This window comes from Nakamurella sp. GG22, assembly GCF_052976845.2.
Window position 1 is genome coordinate 1 of the sequence record NZ_JBRIIO020000012.1, and the last position, 17,562, is coordinate 17,562.

Consider the following 17,562-nt stretch of genomic DNA (forward strand, 5'->3'; position numbering starts at 1 on the left):
ACCCCGACACCGCCAACGCGACGGTCGACGACATCGACGACATCGACGACATCGACGACATCGACGACATCGACGACGACACACCACCGTTCTGAAGCCACGTGGACACCGAACGCAGCAACGGTCTTTCACCCTGATTCGCCGAACGACAACCGAAGCACCCTTCCACTCGAACCGCCGTGAATACGACGAACCGTGCGAAACCCATTGCTCCATAAGGTCTTTGCTTGGGCAACTAGGTCGGATTCGCGGGTAGCTTGGGTACCGAGGACGTCCTCACGGGCGTCCGGGTCGCACCGTCCGGGTGCGGCACCTCAACGAGGAGGAGGCTTCATGTCCGGCAATCGCGCGGTCACTTATCAAGGGCCGATGAAAGTCGCAGTGGAGACCATCGACTACCCGACCTTCGAGCTCAAGGACGGACCGGGCGTCAACCCGGCCAACGTCGGCCGGAAGGTCCCGCACGGCGCCATCCTCAAGGTGGTCACCACCAACATCTGCGGCTCCGACCAGCACATGGTCCGCGGGCGCACCACAGCCCCCGAAGGTCTCGTGCTCGGACACGAGATCACCGGCGAGGTCGTCGAAGTCGGACCCGGCGTGGAATTCGTGAAGGTCGGCGATCTGTGTTCGGTGCCGTTCAACATCGCCTGCGGTCGCTGTCGCAACTGCAAAGAAGGCAAAACCGGCATCTGCCTGAACGTCAACCCCGATCGGCCGGGCTCTGCCTACGGCTACGTCGACATGGGCGGCTGGGTCGGCGGTCAGGCCGAATACGTCCTCGTCCCCTACGCCGACTGGAACCTGTTGGTGTTCCCGGACAAGGACCAGGCACTGGAGAAGATTACCGACCTGACAATGCTGTCCGACATCTTTCCGACCGGATTCCACGGCGCCTACACCGCCGGCACCAAAACCGGTTCGACCGTCTACGTCGCCGGCGCCGGCCCGGTCGGCATCGCGGCGGCCGTTTCCGCTCAGCTGCTCGGCGCGTCCGTCGTCATCGTCGGCGACCTCAACGAGGAGCGGCTCGCGCAGGCCCGCAGGATCGGTTGCGAGACGGTCGACGTCTCCAAGGGGGACCCGAAAGACCAGATCGAGCAGATCCTGGGCGTCCCCGAAGTCGACTGCGGCGTCGACGCGGTCGGTTTCGAGGCGCGCGGGCACGGTCACGACTCCGCGACCGAAGCGCCTGCAACGGTGCTGAACTCGCTCATGGACATCACCGCGGCGGGCGGGACGCTGGGCATCCCAGGGCTCTACGTGACCGGTGACCCGGGCGCGGGCGACGAGGCCGCCAAGGTCGGGTCGCTCTCCATCCGGCTCGGGCTCGGCTGGGCGAAGTCGCACGCGTTCTTTACCGGCCAGTGCCCCGTGATGAAGTACCACCGCGGGCTGATGAAGGCCATCCTGGCCGACAAGGTGCACATCGGTGACGCGGTCAACGCCACCGTCATCAGTCTGGACGACGCCCCACGCGGCTATGCCGAGTTCGATTCCGGGGTGGCGCGGAAGTTCATCCTCGACCCGCACAACATGACCGGCAAGCTCACCGCCGCCTGAGCCGAACCGCGTCAACCGGGGCGCCGTCGCTCAGAAAAGGGCGGGGGCGCCCCGGGTGCCGGGGGCGACAATCGGCACCGTGACCACCGACCACCAGCACAACCAACACAGCCAGCACCTGAACGGCGAATACGTCATCCTGCAGCCGGTCAGCACGAAGCACGTCGACGACCTTCGCCGGATCCTCGCGACACCAGAAGTCCGGGCGCGCTGGGGCAACGAAGCATCCTCGGACGCATGGCCTTTCGACGATCCCTCGACCGTCCGCTACGCCATCGTCGTCGACCAAACCGTCCGCGGCATGGTGCAGTTCGGCGAGGAAGACGACTCACGCTACCGGCACGCATCGGTCGACATCTTCGTCGATCCCGCGGTCCACGGGCGCGGAATCGGACGGGACACCGTCCGAACGATGGTCCGCCACCTCATCGTCGACCGCGGACACCACCGGCTTGTGATCGACCCGGCAGCCGACAACGAACCGGCCATCGGCTGCTACCGCGCCGCCGGCTTCCGACCCGTCGGCATCCTCCGCCGGTACGAGAAGGACGTCGACCCGGACACCGGCGAAGAACTCGACAGCTGGCACGACGGCTTGCTGATGGACCTGCTTGCCGACGAGTTCGTGTCCTGAGCTCCGCGCTCTTGGGGAGCCGCCGAGGATGACGACCGGGGTGTCGGGTCTGGCCACCGCTCACCGACCGAGCCCGCGATCGAGGTCAGGTTCAGAAAGAGCAGCGTGCAAAGCTGGACGAGTGCCCGCCCACCTCAGCCCCGGAGTCAGCGGGCGCGGGGCCAACGCCGGGCATGTCACGTGAGCCGGCGACATCAGGCGAAGGCTTGGCACCGCCCCGCGACCGTCGTCGTCGGCGCGATGGTCGCACTGCTGGTCGTCGCCGGATGTGACGTCGGGTCGCGATCGGACACCAGTCCGCGGACGATCGCGCCCAGCGCGGCGACTCCGACAGTCACCACCACGGTCTCGGTCACCCCGGTCACCCCCGACGGACTGCTCACCGGCCCGGGCGTGGACGCCGGCTCCATCACTCTCGGCGTCCTGGTCGACCAGGCGATCGACCGCGGGTTCATCTCCGGCGTCAAGCTTTGGCAGCAAGCCGTGAACACGTCCGGCGGGCTCTGCGGCCGCCTCGTGCAGCTGTCGATCTCGGGCCAAGGTGGCGTGCCGGACGACCTTCTCCGGGCATACGACGCACTCGGCCGGTCGTCACTCGGGTTGATCACGCTCGAGTCGGTCACCGGCCCCGCGGACCTCGACGCGCGGATCCAGTCCGACCAGATACCGACACTCACCCCGGCCGGATCATCGGCCCAACTCGGCTTCAACCGGCCGGTGGTCATCGGCCCGACCGCCGACGTCCTCGCCATCAACGGCCTCGAATACCTGGCGCAGATCGACCGGGTCAGTCAGGGCGGATCCGTCGGCGTCCTCACCGACGGATCGGCGGCGGCGGCCAACGGGCTCGCCGGTGCCCGCTGGTGGGCCGACGACCGGGGCGTCACCCTCGACGTGCGGACCGCCGGCGAGGACACCGACCTCGCGAACTGGGGCCTCGCGACCTCGGTTCTCTCGCTCACCGATCCGGCCACCACCGGCCGACTGACGGCCGCCACCCCGGACGACACCACGATCGTCACCACCCTCGACGGGTACGACCCGGCCGCGTGGGACGAGGCGGCGATCGCGGCCGCCGAGGCCGGGCGGGTGCTGATCAGCACGGCTGCCCCCGCCTACGGCTCCGATTACCCGGCCGCGGTCAGCGTTGCCGCGCGGGCTGCAGCGACCGGGGTGCCGCCCTCGACGCGACTGTTCGACGGGTACGCAACCGGGGTGAACTGGGATCGGCTGCTGACAGACGCCTGCGCGGAACGGAGCCTCACCCGACCCGGCGTCGTCTCCGCGATGGGCACCGTCGGCCCGGCCTCCGTCGACTCGTTGTTCGGACCCACCGACCCGGCCCTGCCCGCTCAGGACGGCCGGCCGGCGACACTGGTCTCGGCGATGTCCGTCGCCACGCCGTCGGCGCCGACCGGGCTGGGTCCGCTGACCTGGCCGGAGGCCGCGTCAGGCATCGAGGACTACCTGCCCTGACAGCCGGCCTGACCACAGACGAGGGAAACCCGGGGTCAGGGCGTCGCTGACCCCGGGCGCAATCCGGGGTCTCCCCTGGTGTGCAATCGCCGGCGTCGCAGCAGACTGTCCCTTATGTCCAACAACCCCGCGCCCTACCGCCGGCTGACGCTGTCCTCCACCGACAAGAAGATCGGCGGCGTGTGCGGCGGCATCGCCGAGTACTTCAACGTCGACCCGACCCTGATCCGCATCATCGCCGTCGTGCTGGCCCTTCTCGGCGGCGGCGGGCTGATCGCCTACCTGCTGGCCTGGGTCATCATGCCGAAGGCCTGAGCAGCACCAGCGGGATCTCCCGCTCCGTCTTGAGCTGGTAGCCGGCGTAGTTCCGGTGGTCCGCCGTCACCTGTGGCCACAGCCGGGCGCGCTGTTCCGCGTCGGCCACCGTTGCCCGCATCTGAATCGGCTGCTTGCCCTGTAATGCCACCAACACGTCCGGATCAGCGACGAGATTGAGGAACCACGCCGGTGAACGATCGTCACCGCCCCGCGAGGCCACCACGACCAGCGCGTCACCGTCGCGAACCGGCGACGTCAGCATCACCGCGTGCCGTCGCCCGGTCCTGCGGCCGGTCGTCGTCAGCTCGAGGACCGGCATCCTGCCGGCAGTCCAACCGACGAGGCCGCCACTGAGCTTGAGCGCCGCCCGGTGCAGCCCATTCATCACTTTCAGGGTCACGTCGTGGGGCATGCTCCGCAACCTACGGGGCCGACCGCACATCGGTCCTATCGCAGGCGGGCCTGCCTGAGCACACCGAGCAGTTCCGCATACGGCCCGACCAGGTACGCCAGGTCACCCGGCTCGAAACGGGTCGTGCGGTGTAGCGGATGCTCCATCACGCCGGTCGAATGACGCGTCAGCGCAACCACTCTCGTGTTCGCGGACAGCTGGTCCATGGCCAGACCGGCAAGTCGGCTACCGGGTTCGATCGTCAACCGGCTGACCATGAACGTCCGCTGAGCGATGGAGAAGGAGCCGAGGACGTCGAGTCCCAGTGCGGCGCCGACGAACCACGGCGCCGTCAGTTCCTCGGTGGACTGCACGTTGTCGAACCCGAAGCGCCGCGCCGTCGTCCGGCCGAGCGCCCGGTCGAACACCCTGGTGATCACCGGCACCGGGGAGAACGTCGCCATCGGCGATCCGATGAGATCGTGCACCGCGATGGCGGTCTCGATGTTGACCATGTCGTTGCTGGTCATGATCGCCACCGCGGACGACTGCGCCAGCCGCGCCGCGTCGAGCGTGGACCGCTGTGTCGCGTCACCGAAGATCACCGGCAGCTTGAGCTCCTGGGCCTCGGCCAGGAAGCGGTTCTCCCGGTCCCGCTCGATGATCACCACCCGCTTGCCTGCATCGACGAGCGCGCTGGCCACCCGGATACCGAAGGCACCCAACCCGATGACGACGATGTGCCTGGACATACCGCGCACCCGCCGACGGCCGGTGGAGTCGTTGAGCCGGCGGCTGATGAGCATGTCGGACAGGAACGCCATCATCATCGCGATGGTGGTGACCCCGGCGGCCATCAGGAAGATCGCCCACATCCGCAGCCACGCAGACTGATCGATGAAATTGAAGTCGCCGTAGCCGACCGTGGCCACCGTCTCCACGCTGAAGTACAGCGCATCCAGCAGGCTCATACCGGGCCGGTCGTAGGTGAGCCAGAGCAGGACGGTGGAGACCGACAGCAGCGCCAGAACGGCGGTCAGCGCCTTGTAGAACACCGGGTCGAAGTCCTTGAGCAGACCCGAGAACACCGCCATCAGCCGGGCCGGCGCATGGATCCGGTGCGGGGCGTCGGGTCGTTCGGTGTGATCGCGCAGATCCACCTGGTGACTCTCGAAATCCGCGGCGGTGCCCAGGACGGCGGCGACGTCACCCTGGCCGACCAGCAGATCACGGTCCGGACAGATCACCATCGGGTCGTCGCTGTCCTCGCCGGTGCCGCGCACCACGGCGATCGGTGCGAGGTCGCCGTAGAGGGCTCGCAGCGTCGCGGCCCGCGGCACCGGCAGCGTGGCCACCAGGAACGACTCGCCGCCGATCGGCACCTCGTGAATGCGCCTGCTCAGGCAGGCCTCGACGATCGCGGGAGCGGCCAGGCTCGCCACGTCAAGGACCGCGCCCGGACCGTTGCCGCGCGCCATCGCACGACCGATCGCCTGGTTCCCCAACTGCGTCACCACCCGCACATCGGGACGCAGTTCCCTTGCCACCATGGCGATCTCGAGGTTCTTCAGCTCGTCGTCCAGGACGCAGACCACCGCCCGGGCACTGTGGATGCCCGCGGCGATGAGGGTCGCGGACGAGGTGCCGAATGACGCGGCCGTCGACGCACCCCACCCCGTCACGACGTCCAACTGCGTGTGGTCGCCGTACTCCTCCAACACCGTGACCGGCTCACCGGCCCGCCGCAGCTGTTCGGCGATCCGCATGCCGATGCCGCCAAGACCGCAGAGGATGACGTGACCGTGGGGCCGCTCGAGATCGGTCGGGATCGGTGGTTCAAGGATCGGTGCCGCGTGCTGGACGAGTCCGCGGGCGGTGATGGACGCGGCGCTGGTGGCGGACTTCTCAGCGGCAGCGGGCGGGGCAGGAGTGGCGGTCGAGGCGGACGAGAACTCCGGCATGAGCTCGGCGGACACGTCGGCACCTCCCGTCCCTACGGCCCACCGCGTCGTCGGGATGGGCACTGGCCAGAAGCAGACAATACCGACAGGAAGGCGGCGATGCGACGTTTTCGCACGTCGGGGGCCGACTACAGGCTCCCGAAAACGCCACGAGGGCGGCCCCACCGGAGTGGGACCGCCCTCGTGATCAAGCGATGGTGCGTACTGCCGAAAGCTGGTCTGGACTCAGAAGTCCATGTCCCCGCCGCCGGGCATTCCGCCGCCGCCACCGGCCGGGGCCTTCTCCGGCTTGTCGGCGACAACCGCCTCGGTGGTCAGGAACAGCGCGGCGATGGAGGCCGCGTTCTGCAGCGCGGACCGGGTGACCTTGGCGGGATCGATGATCCCGGCCTTGATCAGGTCCTTGTACTCGCCGGTGGAGGCGTCCAGGCCCTCGCCCGAGGGGAGACCCTTGACCTTCTCCGCCACAACGCCACCCTCGAGGCCGGCGTTGATCGCAATCTGCTTGAGCGGGGCCTCGATGGCGACCCGGACGATGTTCGCCCCGGTTGCCTCGTCACCGACGAGCTCGAGCGTCGCCAGGGCCCGGATGCCGGCCTGCAGCAGCCCGACACCGCCACCCGCGACGATGCCCTCTTCGACGGCAGCCTTCGCGTTGCGCACCGCATCTTCGATGCGGTGCTTGCGCTCCTTGAGCTCCACCTCGGTGGCAGCTCCGGCCTTGATCACCGCAACGCCGCCGGCCAGCTTGGCCAGCCTCTCCTGCAGCTTCTCGCGGTCGTAGTCGGAGTCCGACTTCTCGATCTCGGAACGGATCTGGGTGACCCGGCCGGCGATCTGGTCGGCGTCGCCGCCACCGTCGACGATGGTGGTCTCGTCCTTGGTGACAACGACCTTGCGGGCGGTGCCCAGCAGCGAGATGTCGGTGTTCTCCAGCTTGAGGCCGACGTCCTCGGTGATGACCTGGCCACCGGTCAGGATCGCGATGTCCTGCAGCATGGCCTTGCGGCGGTCGCCGAAGCCCGGGGCCTTGACGGCGACGGACTTGAAGGTGCCGCGGATCTTGTTGACCACCAGGGTGGCCAGCGCTTCGCCGTCGACGTCCTCGGCGATGATCAGCAGCGGCTTGCCCGACTGGATGATCTTCTCGAGCAGCGGCAGCAGGTCCTTGACGGCCGAGATCTTGGAGCCGTACAGCAGGATGTAGGGATCCTCGAGGACCGCTTCCTGACGCTCGGCGTCGGTCGCGAAGTACAGCGAGACGTAGCCCTTGTCGAAGCGCATGCCCTCGGTGAGCTCGAGCTCGAGGCCGAAGGTGTTGCTCTCCTCGACGGTGATGACGCCTTCCTTGCCGACCTTGTCCATCGCCTCGGCGATGAGCTCGCCGATGGCCGGGTCAGCGGCGGAAATCGAGGCGGTGGCAGCGATCTGCTCCTTGGTCTCGACCTCCTTGGCGTCGGACAGAAGCTGGTTGGAGATGGCCTCGACGGCCTTCTCGATGCCCCGCTTCAGCGCCATCGGGTTGGCACCCGCGGCAACGTTGCGCAGACCCTCGCGCACCAGCGCCTGGGCCAGCACGGTGGCCGTGGTGGTGCCGTCACCGGCGACGTCGTCGGTCTTCTTGGCAACTTCCTTGACGAGCTCGGCCCCGATCTTCTCGTACGGGTCCTCGAGCTCGATTTCCTTGGCGATGGACACGCCGTCGTTGGTGATGGTGGGCGCGCCCCACTTCTTCTCCAGGACGACGTTGCGGCCGCGCGGCCCCAAGGTCACCCGGACGGCGTCGGCGAGGATGTTCATCCCGCGCTCGAGGCCACGACGCGCTTCCTCGTCGAAAGCGATCAGCTTGGACATGAGGTGTTGATCCTCCAGATTCGCCGGACCCGCGGGCGTTGTGGCACCGTGGTTCGGTCTTCAGCTTTGGGGATGGTGCTGGCCGGTGGAGGTGCCCGCGACGGACGAATCTGTAGGCCCGCGACCATCGGTGGCCCGGGCCTGACGGATTCTCACCGCACCGACCTGGCACTCAGGTAGCCCGAGTGCCAACTCAGGTTTAGCACTCTCGCCCTGAGAGTGCAACGTAACTGGCCCGAACGGTGCTCGCCCGAACGATATTTCGGCCGCGTCAGGCCGGGGTCGGGTCGAGGGCCGCCATGGCCGAGTTCAGCAGGTCGCGGCAGACGGCGAACCGCGAGCCCGGGTCGGGGTGCATCCCCCGGCGGATCACCCGGTCCAGCCGGCGCGGCACGCCGGCGAGCGCCGACACCGACGGCACCATTCCCGACAGGTGCCCGGTGACGACGGCCGGGATGTCACCGATGTACGGCGGGCGCCCGGCGAGGGCCGCGAACAGGACGCAGCTGAGCGAGTAGACATCGGACGACGCCCTGACCGCCCGGCCGCGGAGGTGCTCGGGAGAGGCGTAGCGCGGCGAGCCGACGAAATCAGCCGCACCAGGGACGGGACCGTCTGCGAGGAACCGGCACAGACCCAGATCGGTCAGGAACGCACGGTCGACGGCACCGTTGCCGTCCGCCGCCGGATCCGACGTGTGCCGGCCGACCAGCACGTTCGACGGCTTCACGTCCAGGTGAAGCACGCCCTTGGCGTGCATGGCATCAAGCGCGTCGGCCACTTCGCGCAGCAGTGTCAGGACCCTGCCCAACGGCAGCGAGCGGGCTTGCAGCCGACGGGCGAGGTCGTCGCCGCGGACATGCGGCATCACCACGAACGGCTGGTCGCCGTCCTGCCCGGAATCCACCACCGGCAGCACACCGGGATGGTCGACGAGCACCGCGGCCCGTGCCTGGTCCAGGAATTGACGGCGGAACGCGGCGTCGGCGGACCGGTCCGCATGGGCCACCTTGACGGCAACCGCTGCGGACCGGTCCGGATCGACCGGACCCGCAGGATCGGGCTCCGCGCGGTACACCACGCTCGTGCCGCCGCGGCCGATGATCTGGCCCAGCCGGTAGCGGCCGATCCACCCGCCCCGGACGGGCTCGCGGACGGCCCGACGCTCGGCAGCATCGTCGCTGGTCACGGCGGGTTCGGCCGACACATCACGAACCGTAACCGCGGGCACACGCGAGCTGCGGGACCGACTCGCCCCCGCACCGTCCGCACCCACCGGGACCGAGATGCCCGGCCGCGCCGCGAGCCGATCGCGAACCTAGGGTTCACCCATGCAGCAGCTCGAACCCGACGCCGGCCAACCCGTCGAACTCCGGGTCCTGACCGGGCCGAACCTGTACTTCGCCCGGCCCGCGGTGAAGTTGACGCTGGACGCCGAGGGCGTCCTCGGCGCGGAGCCGTCGGCCGTGGTCGCCTGGCAGCGGGCGCTGCGGGTCCGCAACCCGACGGTGGGGCTGCCGCACTCGGACACCAGGGCACTGGCCGCCGCCGAACTCGGGGCGGCCGTGGTCCGTCGGGCGGCCGGCGCGTTGGGAACCAGGGTGGCCGCGGTCGCGCGCCCCGGCGACGACGACACCGTCATCGTCGCCTACCCGTTCCGGCACCGGGGCACCGCTGAGCTGTTCGGACTCGAGGCGGCCAAGGCATTCGCCGCCATCACCACCGCGGGCCGCGACCCGATCGCGGCGCTGGCGGAGATACCGAAGGCACTTGCGGGTCACGATCCGGGCGAGACGGTGCGACCGATGCGGCCGACCATCCCGGTGATCGCGGTGACCGGCACCAACGGCAAGACGACCACGACGCGGCTGATCGCGCACCTGGTCAAGGCCGGCGGCCGCACGCCCGGCTGGTCGTCCACCGACGGGATCGTCATCGACGGTGAGGTCGTCGAAACCGGCGACTGGTCGGGTCCGGGCGGCGCGGCCAGGGTGCTGGAGGACCCGCGCGTGCAGGTCGCGGTCACCGAGACGGCCCGCGGCGGCATCCTGCTGCGCGGCGTGGGGACCGCGGTCAACGACGTCTCGGTGGTCACCAACATCAGCCCCGACCATCTGGGGCTGCTCGGCGTCCACACGGTGGAGCAGCTGGCGGAGGTGAAATCGGTCGTCGCCAGGATCACCAAGCCGAGCGGCTGGACGGTGCTCAACGCCGACGACCCGCTGGTCAGGGACATGCGGCTGGTGTCGAGGGCGCGCCCGTGGTTCTACTCCCCCGACCCCGACAACCCCCACCTCGACGAGGCACTGGAGGCCGGCGGACGGGCGATCACCGTGGTGGACGGGCGGATCGTCGTCCTCGGCCGGGGCCTGGATCCGACGGTGGTGATGGACGTCGCCGATGTCCCGCTGACGCTGGCCGGAGCGTCCCAGGTGAACGTCTCCAACGCACTTGCCGCCACCGCGGCCGCGCTGGCCGTTGGGGTGTCGCTGGATGCCGTCCGCGTGGGGCTGGCGACTTTCACCGGCGGTGCGGAGCAGAACGCCGGCCGGCTGAACGTCTACCGCATCGGCTCCGTCGCGGTGCTGTTGGATCTGGCCCACAACGAGGCGTCGCTGGCCTCGCTGCTGGAGGTCGCCGACGCACTGCGGCTACCCGGCGGCGACCTGGCTGTCGTTCTGGGGACGGCCGGCGACCGCACCGACGAAGCGATCCACGCAATGGGCGCGATGGCCGCGCAGGCGGCCGACCGGCTGGTCGTCGCGCACCGGATCAGGTACCAGCGCGGCCGGGAACCCGGAGAGATGGAGCGCATCTGGCGGGCCGGTGCCGCCGAGGCGGGCGTGGTGCAGGTCGACGAGTCACCGGACGAGCTGTCTGGTCTGGTGCACCTGCTGGACGAGGCCTCGCCGCCGCTGCCACCTGGGTCTGCGGTCGCCGTGTGCGCACTGGAACAACGCGAGGAGATGGCGGCGGACATCGCGTCCCGCGGCGGATCCGAGATGACGCCCGCCGAGGTCTCCGATCGGGTACGCCGCCGAGCCTGAACCGACCGTCAGCGGGCGATCAGCCCCGCCGTCATCAGCTGAGCGGCGTCCCGCAGCAGCCTGCCGTGGACCGCGTCGACATAGTCGGCGACGGCAGCCGAGGCCGGCTGGTCGACAGGCGGTACGAACCGTCCGTGATGGATGCGACCCCCGGGTCCCGCGATCATCCACTCGACGGCTCGGTCCCCGGCGACTTCCGAAAGGTGCCTGACGAGTGTTGTCGCCGCGGCATCCGGCGTGTCGGTCACGGTCTCCAGACCCTCTGTGCTGCAAAGTGAATACTGCAGAGAACTCACCATTGAACCTCCCCAAACGGCGGCGCGTGATCCCCGCTGCGCCCGGTCGAAACCGTACCTCAGGTGCAAATCCCCGCAAGGTGCCGAGCACCGTTCCACCCGGTTGTGCTCGTTGTTGGTTGCGCTCCGTCACTCGGCGCCGGTGACACCAGGCATCATGACCGGCATGCGCACGGTTGAGCAGCACGCTGCGATCATCGCGGGGCTCCTGTCCCCCACCCCGGTCACCCCGGTCCCACTGCTGATGGCCACAGGACTGGTCCTGGGCAGGGACCTGGTCGCCCCCATCGACCTGCCGCCGTTCGCGAATTCGGCGATGGACGGCTATGCGGTCAGGGGAGCCGACGTCGACCGGCTGCCCGTCACTCTTCCGGTGTCGCAAGACGTCCCGGCTGGTCGTTCCGACGTTTCACCGTTGCTGCCCGGCACCGCGGCCCGCATCATGACCGGCGCCCCGATGCCGGCCGGGGCCGACGTCATCGTTCAGGTGGAGCGGACGGACGGTGGCACCGAGGCGGTGCGGATCGACAGTGCACCGGCCCCCGGCGTGCACGTCCGAACGGCCGGCGAGGACGTCACCGCGGGCAGCATCGTGCTGCCCGCCGGCACGGTGATCGGCCCGCCGCAGATCGGCGTGGCCGCCGCCCTGGGCTTCGCCGATCTCCCGGTGCGCCGACCACTTCACGTGCTGGTCCTGTCGACCGGGAGCGAGCTCGTCGAACCGGGGCGGCCGCTGGGCCCGGGGCAGATCTACGAATCGAACGCCCCCATGCTGGCCGCCGGGATGACGGCCGTCGACGCCCGGGCCACCATCGAGCACTTCGTCGCCGACGATGTCGACGGATTCCGCGCGGCGCTGGCCCGTGCCGCCGAGGGGGTGGACCTGATCGTGACGTCCGGCGGTGTCTCGGCGGGCGCCTACGAGGTCGTCAAGGACGCGCTCAGCGGGCGGGGCATCGAGTTCGCGAAGGTGGCGATGCAGCCCGGGATGCCGCAGGGCGCAGGCCTGTACGAGGTCTCCCCCGGGAGATTCGTTCCGATCGTGACGCTGCCCGGCAACCCGGTCAGCTCGTATGTGTCGTTCGAGGTGTTCCTCCGGCCGGCCATCAGAGCGTCCATGGGCCACCCCGACATCACCCGCCCGGTGTTCGAGGCCCCGCTCACCGCCGCTCTGGACTCGCCCGCCGGTAAACGCCAGTTCCGCCGCGGACATCTGGACACCGTCGCCGGGACCGTCGCCCCGTGGGGTGGCCCTGGCTCGCACCTGTTGTCCTGGCTGGCCGGCGCGGACTGCATGATCGTGGTGGAAGAGGACGTGACGCACCTCGACGCGGGCGAGCAGGTCGAAGTCTGGCTGCTCGGCTGATGCGACGGATGCAGCGCAGGGCCCATCGGCCCGCAGGAAGGAACTCGCGTGCCCGAGGGCCACACCATCCATCGACTTGCCCGTGATCTGCTGCGGGCGTTCGGCCGTCGGCCGGTGTCCGCGTCGACACTGCAACCGCGGTTCGCGGACGGCGCCGGAATGTTGGACGGAGCGACGCTGACCCGCACCGACGCGCACGGCAAGCATCTGTTCCTCGTCTTCCGGCAGCACCGACCCGCGGACCGGTTGCTGCACATCCACCTCGGCCTATACGGGAAGATGCCGATCGCCGCCACGCCGGTCCAGCCGCCGCGGGGCGCTCTGCGGCTCCGACTGGAGAACGAGACGGCGTGGGCGGACCTGCGCGGGCCGACCGCCTGTGAGCTGATCTCCCGCGCCGAGCGGGACGTCCTGCTCGCCAGACTCGGGCCCGACCCGTTGCGTGCGGACGCGGACCCCGAGCGGGCGTGGGCCCGCATCACCCGGTCGAAGGTCGCGATCGGGGCGCTGCTGATGTCCCAGGACGTGCTGTCGGGGATCGGCAACGTGTACCGGGCGGAGGTGCTGTTCCGGCACCGGATCAATCCCTACCGGGAGGGCCGGCTGGTCACCCGCGTCGAGTGGGACGCCATCTGGGCGGACCTGTGCGTGTTGCTGCGCAGCGGCGTCCGGGCCGGCCGGATCGTCACCACCCTGCCCGAGGACCGCTCACGCCGGAGCGGACGGCCACGCCGGGACGACTCGTTCTATGTGTACCGGCGGGCCGGTGAGCCCTGCCGGATCTGCGGCACCGAGATCCTGACCGCGGCAATGGTGGCCAGGAACCTGTTCTGGTGCCCGAACTGCCAAGCGGTCTGACACAGCCGGCTACCGATCGGACGGCGGCTTCTCGTCCTGACCCGAGGAGAGCAGTCCGGCCGGGCCGACGTCCTTCGATACACCGGCATCGCCCGGATCGCCCATCGTCCGGACGTGATCGACCGCCTTGGCGACGCTGCCGACAATGCCCGTCTCGGAACGGCCCGACCCGTCACCGCCGAGCCCGCCGGCGACCCCCGCACCCCCCGACAGCCCGGACCCGACATCGGCCAGGCCGACGGTGTCCAGCATGTTGCCCTTCTCGCCCATCACGTTTCTCCCTTGCTCGTCACTTGATGTTCACCAGCGGTGTTGTCCCGAAGGTCGTCGGTCAGCCGGATCTGGTGATGCTGTAGGACCAGGTGAGCGGGTAGACCTTCGCGTCGCAACCGTTCAATGCGGACACTGTCACCGTGCCGACGCCGGTCAGCTTCTGGACAGCGCCGGACGGGTCCGCAGCAGCGGCCTTCAGGGTCACCGACCAGGAATCCTCGACGGTGATTCCCGGGCTGTCCTTGCACGGTTCCGTCGCGGTGCCGCTGAACTTCAGGGTCGATCCGGTCACCGCGGCCGTCCCCCAGCCCTTCGCCGAAACGGCGCACGTCGGCTCGGCGCAGGCAGCGGTGATCGTGAGGTCGAGCGGTTCGCTGGTGCCGATCGCCGCCTCCGGATGGCCGCTGTTCGCGGTGATCGTCCGGACGCCGGAGTACGTGCCGGCGATGGGATTGGCAGGGGGCGCACCGGAGCTGGTGCCTGACGGGCGGGCGGTGGCCGAGGGTGCGGCGGTCGGCGCTGCGGAGGTTCCGGCGGTGGTCGCGGCGGCCGAAGTCCCGGCTGCCGAAGTCCCGGGTGCCGAGGTTCCAGATGCCGAGGTTCCTGAGGCCGACGTTGCGAGGGCAGAGGTCACGACGGCAGATGCCGCGGCGGTCGGCGTACTGGCCGGGCTGACCGTGGCGGCGGCGTCGGCCCGGGTCTGCGGGTCGTCGGACGGGCGGGCGACGGCGAACACCACGCCCGCCACCAGCACCACGACCGCGACGACAGCGCCGACCGCGACCGCCGGGCTCGACCACCAACCCCCTTTCACAACAGGGGCGATGGCCGCACCGGCACCGACCGGTGTCATCGCCGGTTGGTGTGCCGGGGCTCGCGGCGAAGGGGTCGGCGTAGGGATCGAATGGGTGGTCGGGTCGGGCTGGTGGTCTGATTCGGACCGGCTGCGGTCGTCACGGCGTCGCTTGCGCGGCCGCCAGCCGGGTCCGGTCAGTTCACCGCTCAGTGGGTCCCGTTCGGCCCGGGCCACCGCGCCGCGCACCAGGCGATCGAATGCCGCGAGCGTTCGGATCCGGCCGGGCATGTTCAGGGTGGCGCCGGTCGGCCTGGTCGCGAGCTCCACGAGGTCCTCGTCCAGCTCGCCACTGTCGACCTTCTCCAGGAACAGCGGCACCTGGGCGGCAGGCACCTCGAGGTAGCGAACGGCCGCCCCCACGGTGATCGCGAAGACGACCGACTCCCAGGTCGCAACCTCCGCTTCGACCCGCACACCCGGCCGCTGTCGCGGGCGAAGTGGATCGGGTTGGCCGGTCGGCTCGCTCATGACGGTTCGTCGACCTCTGTCGGCAACGGCAGCCTGCCGGAGACAAGGTCGTCGACGAGCCGCAGATCGTCCTCCGTGGCGAACCGGCGAACGTGCGCCCGGGCGACCCGCCAGCAGTCCTCGAGGTGCTGCTGAGCAGTGCGGCTCCGGCCGTCGACCGTCCGCAGCGGGCAACTCCGGCCGAGCCCGTAGAGGTCGGCGCCGAACGCGCGTCGATCCAGGTAGGTCCCGAACCGCTCCACCGCCGGGACGCTCGCTGCGTCGATCCGCGGAGGCAGCCGGCGAATGACGGCGCCGCGACGACTGCAGGCCAGCGCCGCACCGGTCGCCATCAGGATCGCGGCACGTAAGCCGTCGCCGCGAATGAACTCGCCACCCAGTTCCAGCCGGCCCGGCCGTGGGCGCACCAGCAGACCGGGAGACTGTCGGCCGTCCATCAGCAGCATGAGGCCGACGGCGAAGCGCGGAGCGAACAGCCGAGCCGCGCCCAGCACGCGTTCATCGGCGACCGAGACGTTGATGTGGGTCGAGTAGCCCTCGATGCGCAGACCCGGCGAGAGCGCCTGCAGCAGGCAGGCGCGGCCCAGCTCGGTCGATTCGACGACCAGATCGGCGAACCCCCGCTCGAGAGCGATGGGCGGGGTGGCGATCTCGGCCTCGCGCCCATCGACCGTCAGCGCGCCGCCCCAACCGCAGCGGTAGGCGTTCGCATCGGCCGGATCGAGCCGACGGCCCGGGATGTCGAGTGTGTGGATCACCTCGCGAAAGTCCACGGGCCCATCGTCGGCAAGGACGCGGTACTCGTGCTCGACGCCGCACCGTGGCGGCATCGCGGCCGGGCCGAGCACACGGGAAATCGGTCGCACCTCTTTCGAGGCGGCCATTCGAAGATTCCCCATCACCCGAACGCTACTGCGATTCTTACGCTACGTATACGGGGCACGATCCTATCTATCGAGTGATACCGCGCAGTCGGCACGAACCGCCCAAAGTTGCGTCACATGCTCACTGCTTGTATCGAACGGGTGATGCGAGCGAATCGTCGTAGGAGGCGGTCAGCGGCCCGCCTGCGTCCCCGGTGTTCAGCACACCCGATGGTTCGATCAGCAGTATCCGTTCAACTCCCGACGCGAAGCCCGACCACCACGGCGCGATGATCGCTGCCGCCGCCGGCCAGCACCTGGTCGGACAGGGTGTCGATACCGCGGCTGAGCACGTGGTCGGGCCGGGTCAGCGGGAACTGCGCGGGCCAGGTGAACCCGAACCCACCGCGCACCGTCTCCCGCGAATCGGCCAGCTCCCCGGTGAGCCGGTCGAACACCGGGTCGGTGCCGGCGGTGTTCAGGTCGCCCATCACCAGCACCCGGCCCGAAGGGTCCGCGGCGACGACGCCGGCGAGTTCGGCGACGGCCTGATCCCGTGCCGCGGTGTCGCCCGGCCGGACCGACGGCAGGTGGACCGCGTAGACCGCGATGTCGCCCGCCGGGTGATGGACGACGACCCGGAAGGCCCTCGCCCAGCTCAGCCCCAGTTCCAGCGGCTCCGCATCCTCCATCGCCCACTGCGACCACAGTCCGACCGTGCTGACCCGCGCGTGGTACCCGTAGCCGGCGTCCAGCACCGCCGTGGCGTCACCGGTGCCGACGATCTCCTGCACCGCCACCAGTCCGGCGCCAGTTCCCACCAGTGCCCGCGCGGCGGCCGCCTGGTCCGTGCTACCGGCGCCGATGTTCTGCGTCGCGACGACGAGATCCGAGGCTCCGGCGGGGACCTGGGCCGCCATCATCTGCGGGACGAACACCGCCGACCACACCATCACCGCGACGATCACGGCGGACAACCCCCACCAGGCGCGCCGCACGACGGCTGCCACGGCGAGCAGCACGAGCAGCACCACGGTCCAGGGCAGGAAGCTGGTCCACGCGGCGCCCACACCGTCGAGCGACGGGATCGAGCCCGCGAGCACGATCCCGGCGGTGACCGCCGCTGCCAGCACGGCGATGCCCAGGCCCCGGAGCGAGCGCCGGCGCCTCGTCGGTCGCGGCGCGGGTGCGGCCGGTTGCGGATCGGACAGGCGTGGCAGCGGCATCGTCGAAGAACTCACCAGGCGGGGACGCCTCAGCCGCCCTCCGGGTTGCCCACCACCTGCACGGCAAGGCACGACCTGCACGGCAAGGCAGGAACCTTCCCGGCGGCACCCT

General features: G+C 69.9%; 16 protein-coding genes. 7 read left to right on the forward strand and 9 right to left on the reverse strand.

Annotation, left to right across the window (positions count from 1 at the left end):
• Positions 1 to 333: 333 nt before the first annotated feature.
• The 4 genes from fdhA (at position 334) to ACVBEQ_RS13355 (ending at position 3,988) form a co-directional block, all read left to right on the forward strand.
• The gene (gene fdhA, locus ACVBEQ_RS13340; protein WP_447153792.1) at positions 334 to 1,563 is read left to right on the forward strand and encodes a formaldehyde dehydrogenase, glutathione-independent; all 1,230 of its coding nucleotides are present in this window, start codon (positions 334 to 336) and stop codon (positions 1,561 to 1,563) included.
• 79 nt (positions 1,564 to 1,642) lie between these two features.
• Complete coding sequence (locus ACVBEQ_RS13345; protein WP_447153793.1) at positions 1,643 to 2,197, forward strand: GNAT family N-acetyltransferase; 555 nt, start codon at positions 1,643 to 1,645, stop codon at positions 2,195 to 2,197.
• A 180-nt stretch (positions 2,198 to 2,377) separates the two neighbouring features.
• Entirely contained in the window at positions 2,378 to 3,673 is a 1,296-nt protein-coding gene (locus tag ACVBEQ_RS13350) for a hypothetical protein (protein ID WP_447153794.1), read from the forward strand.
• A 114-nt stretch (positions 3,674 to 3,787) separates the two neighbouring features.
• Positions 3,788 to 3,988, forward strand: a complete 201-nt coding sequence (locus tag ACVBEQ_RS13355; protein ID WP_447153795.1) for a PspC domain-containing protein — start codon at positions 3,788 to 3,790, stop codon at positions 3,986 to 3,988.
• Here ACVBEQ_RS13355 and ACVBEQ_RS13360 read toward each other — a convergent pair.
• The 4 genes from ACVBEQ_RS13360 to ACVBEQ_RS13375 all read right to left on the reverse strand — a co-directional run bounded on the left by ACVBEQ_RS13360 (position 3,972) and on the right by ACVBEQ_RS13375 (position 9,404).
• Positions 3,972 to 4,403, reverse strand: coding sequence for a nitroreductase/quinone reductase family protein (locus ACVBEQ_RS13360; RefSeq protein ID WP_447153796.1), 432 nt, complete (start codon positions 4,401 to 4,403; stop codon positions 3,972 to 3,974). The genes ACVBEQ_RS13355 and ACVBEQ_RS13360 overlap by 17 nt on opposite strands.
• 35 nt (positions 4,404 to 4,438) lie before the next feature.
• Positions 4,439 to 6,358, reverse strand: a complete 1,920-nt coding sequence (locus ACVBEQ_RS13365) for an NAD-binding protein (protein WP_447153797.1) — start codon at positions 6,356 to 6,358, stop codon at positions 4,439 to 4,441.
• 210 nt (positions 6,359 to 6,568) lie between these two features.
• Positions 6,569 to 8,197 (reverse strand): chaperonin GroEL, encoded by a 1,629-nt coding sequence (gene groL / locus ACVBEQ_RS13370; protein WP_447153798.1) that lies wholly within the window; start codon positions 8,195 to 8,197, stop codon positions 6,569 to 6,571.
• Between the two features lie 271 nt (positions 8,198 to 8,468).
• Positions 8,469 to 9,404, reverse strand: a complete 936-nt coding sequence (locus ACVBEQ_RS13375) for a serine/threonine-protein kinase (protein ID WP_447153799.1) — start codon at positions 9,402 to 9,404, stop codon at positions 8,469 to 8,471.
• A gap of 124 nt (positions 9,405 to 9,528) precedes the next feature.
• Here ACVBEQ_RS13375 and ACVBEQ_RS13380 point away from each other — a divergent pair, with 124 nt between their 5' ends.
• Positions 9,529 to 11,244 (forward strand): Mur ligase family protein, encoded by a 1,716-nt coding sequence (locus ACVBEQ_RS13380; protein WP_447153800.1) that lies wholly within the window; start codon positions 9,529 to 9,531, stop codon positions 11,242 to 11,244.
• A gap of 8 nt (positions 11,245 to 11,252) precedes the next feature.
• On the opposite strand, the gene ACVBEQ_RS13385 is transcribed toward ACVBEQ_RS13380, so the two are convergent.
• Complete coding sequence (locus tag ACVBEQ_RS13385) at positions 11,253 to 11,492, reverse strand: hypothetical protein (RefSeq protein WP_447153801.1); 240 nt, start codon at positions 11,490 to 11,492, stop codon at positions 11,253 to 11,255.
• A gap of 214 nt (positions 11,493 to 11,706) precedes the next feature.
• Here ACVBEQ_RS13385 and moeA point away from each other — a divergent pair, with 214 nt between their 5' ends.
• The gene (moeA, locus tag ACVBEQ_RS13390) at positions 11,707 to 12,906 is read left to right on the forward strand and encodes a molybdopterin molybdotransferase MoeA (protein ID WP_447153802.1); all 1,200 of its coding nucleotides are present in this window, start codon (positions 11,707 to 11,709) and stop codon (positions 12,904 to 12,906) included.
• Positions 12,907 to 12,954: 48 nt separating this feature from the next.
• Entirely contained in the window at positions 12,955 to 13,764 is an 810-nt protein-coding gene (locus ACVBEQ_RS13395; RefSeq protein WP_447153803.1) for an Fpg/Nei family DNA glycosylase, read from the forward strand.
• Positions 13,765 to 13,773: 9 nt separating this feature from the next.
• Here the strand turns inward: ACVBEQ_RS13395 and ACVBEQ_RS13400 are convergent, their stop codons facing one another.
• From ACVBEQ_RS13400 to ACVBEQ_RS13415, 4 genes are all read right to left on the reverse strand, one after another.
• Positions 13,774 to 14,034 carry a hypothetical protein gene (locus ACVBEQ_RS13400; RefSeq protein ID WP_447153804.1) on the reverse strand — a complete coding sequence of 87 codons (261 nt, stop codon included), beginning with the start codon at positions 14,032 to 14,034 and terminating at the stop codon, positions 13,774 to 13,776.
• 61 nt (positions 14,035 to 14,095) lie between these two features.
• The gene (locus ACVBEQ_RS13405) at positions 14,096 to 15,361 is read right to left on the reverse strand and encodes a hypothetical protein (RefSeq protein WP_447153805.1); all 1,266 of its coding nucleotides are present in this window, start codon (positions 15,359 to 15,361) and stop codon (positions 14,096 to 14,098) included.
• Positions 15,358 to 16,260, reverse strand: a complete 903-nt coding sequence (locus ACVBEQ_RS13410; protein ID WP_447153806.1) for a hypothetical protein — start codon at positions 16,258 to 16,260, stop codon at positions 15,358 to 15,360. Before ACVBEQ_RS13410 ends, ACVBEQ_RS13405 begins: the two co-directional genes overlap by 4 nt.
• Before the next feature lie 218 nt (positions 16,261 to 16,478).
• A complete protein-coding gene (locus ACVBEQ_RS13415) occupies positions 16,479 to 17,465 on the reverse strand; it encodes an endonuclease/exonuclease/phosphatase family protein (RefSeq protein WP_447153807.1) in 987 nt (328 codons plus the stop codon).
• Between the last annotated feature and the right edge of the window lie 97 nt (positions 17,466 to 17,562).

What these genes read in the sequence shown, in the direction of transcription:
- fdhA (WP_447153792.1), top strand. Translation starts at nt 334, where the DNA reads ATGTCCGGCAATCGCGCGGTCACTTATCAAGGGCCGATGAAAGTCGCA.
- ACVBEQ_RS13355 (WP_447153795.1), top strand. Translation starts at nt 3,788, where the DNA reads ATGTCCAACAACCCCGCGCCCTACCGCCGGCTGACGCTGTCCTCCACC.
- ACVBEQ_RS13360 (WP_447153796.1), bottom strand. Translation starts at nt 4,403, where the DNA reads ATGCCCCACGACGTGACCCTGAAAGTGATGAATGGGCTGCACCGGGCG.
- groL (WP_447153798.1), bottom strand. Translation starts at nt 8,197, where the DNA reads ATGTCCAAGCTGATCGCTTTCGACGAGGAAGCGCGTCGTGGCCTCGAG.
- ACVBEQ_RS13380 (WP_447153800.1), top strand. Translation starts at nt 9,529, where the DNA reads ATGCAGCAGCTCGAACCCGACGCCGGCCAACCCGTCGAACTCCGGGTC.
- moeA (WP_447153802.1), top strand. Translation starts at nt 11,707, where the DNA reads ATGCGCACGGTTGAGCAGCACGCTGCGATCATCGCGGGGCTCCTGTCC.
- ACVBEQ_RS13400 (WP_447153804.1), bottom strand. Translation starts at nt 14,034, where the DNA reads ATGGGCGAGAAGGGCAACATGCTGGACACCGTCGGCCTGGCCGATGTC.
- ACVBEQ_RS13405 (WP_447153805.1), bottom strand. Translation starts at nt 15,361, where the DNA reads ATGAGCGAGCCGACCGGCCAACCCGATCCACTTCGCCCGCGACAGCGG.
- ACVBEQ_RS13410 (WP_447153806.1), bottom strand. Translation starts at nt 16,260, where the DNA reads ATGGGGAATCTTCGAATGGCCGCCTCGAAAGAGGTGCGACCGATTTCC.